Raw genomic sequence first — 1,382 nt, forward strand, 5'->3', positions numbered from 1 at the left:
GAGTTAAAGTCAGATCTGGTGTATGGGGGGGGAAGGAAGGGTGGCGTATCCTGTTGATTGATCACGACCAAGATCTCAATCAACAAAAACGGATACGCCATGACCAAGTCTACCCTTCAAGCTGCTTCACAACCAGAACCGCAGGCCACGGATCCGCTGCACGAGCTGCTGCGCCAGGGTGCCCGCGACCTGATCACCCAGGCGGTCGAGGCCGAGCTGGCCACCTTCCTGGCGCAGTATGCCGAGAAGCGCCTCGAGGATGGGCGTCAGGCCGTGGTTCGTAACGGTCACCTGCCTGAACGCACGGTTCAGACCGGGATCGGTGATGTCAGCGTCAAAGTGCCCAAGGTGCGTGACCGCAGCGGGGGTGGCGCCTGCTTCAACAGCAGTCTGCTGCCGCCCTACCTGAGACGGGCTCGCAGTGTTGAGGAGTTGATCCCCTGGCTCTACCTGAAGGGGGTTTCCACCGGGGACTACCAGGAGGCCCTGGGGGCGTTGCTTGGCGAGAAGGCCAAGGGGCTCTCGGCCAACACGGTGTCACGGCTCAAGAAGCAGTGGGAGGACGAGCACACCACGTGGCGGCAGATGAACCTGTCAGACCGTCGCTACGTCTACTGGTGGGCCGACGGCATCTACAGCAAGGTGCGCATGGATGACCGTTTGTGCCTGCTGGTGATCATCGGAGTCACCGAGCACGGTCGCAAGGAGCTGGTGGCTGTTGAGGATGGGTTCCGCGAGTCGGCAGATAGCTGGGAGGCGCTACTCACCCACCTGCGGGAACGCGGCCTCACCACCGGTCCCAAGTTGGCCGTGGGTGACGGTGCCATGGGATTCTGGGCGGCGCTGAGTAAGATCTATCCACAGACGGACCATCAGCGTTGCTGGGTTCACAAGACGGCGAATGTGCTCAACAAGCTGCCCAAGTCGGTGCAGCCCAAGGTCAAGTCTGACCTCCAGGAAATCTGGATGGCGCAGACCCGAGAAGGGGCTCACAAGGCCTTTGATCGCACCCTGAAGCGTTTCGAGGCCAAGTACCCCAAGGCGATGGCATGCCTGAACAAGGACCGGGATGAACTGCTGGCGTTTTACGATTACCCGGCGGAGCATTGGGTGCACATCCGCACCACCAACCCGGTTGAATCGACCTTCTCCACGGTTCGCCTGCGGACCAAACGCAGCCGGAACTGTGGATCCCGGGCGACGACCCTGGCGATGGTGTTCAAGCTGCTTCAGAGCGCCCAGAAGCGCTGGAGACGCATCAAGCATTTCCAGAAGCTGGAACTGGTCGTCAACAACGTCAAGTTCCAGGACGGGGAGCAAGTAATCGATCAGTCAGACAGGAAGGCCGCCTGACCGTCGTACACCAGATTTGACAATAACTC

Annotated in this window: 1 protein-coding gene; it reads left to right on the plus strand. The window is 60.6% G+C overall.

Annotation, left to right across the window (positions count from 1 at the left end):
* Positions 1-99: 99 nt before the first annotated feature.
* Positions 100-1,353 carry an IS256 family transposase gene (locus tag LQ952_RS15805; RefSeq protein WP_238623572.1) on the plus strand — a complete coding sequence of 418 codons (1,254 nt, stop codon included), beginning with the start codon at positions 100-102 and terminating at the stop codon, positions 1,351-1,353.
* Positions 1,354-1,382 lie beyond the last annotated feature (29 nt).

The sequence above is a fragment of the Ectothiorhodospira lacustris genome, from assembly GCF_022227785.1.
In the GTDB taxonomy this organism is placed as follows: Bacteria; Pseudomonadota; Gammaproteobacteria; order Ectothiorhodospirales; family Ectothiorhodospiraceae; genus Ectothiorhodospira; species Ectothiorhodospira lacustris.

Coding starts and splice junctions, on each gene's coding strand:
- LQ952_RS15805 (WP_238623572.1), top strand. CDS start 100: ATGACCAAGTCTACCCTTCAAGCTGCTTCACAACCAGAACCGCAGGCC.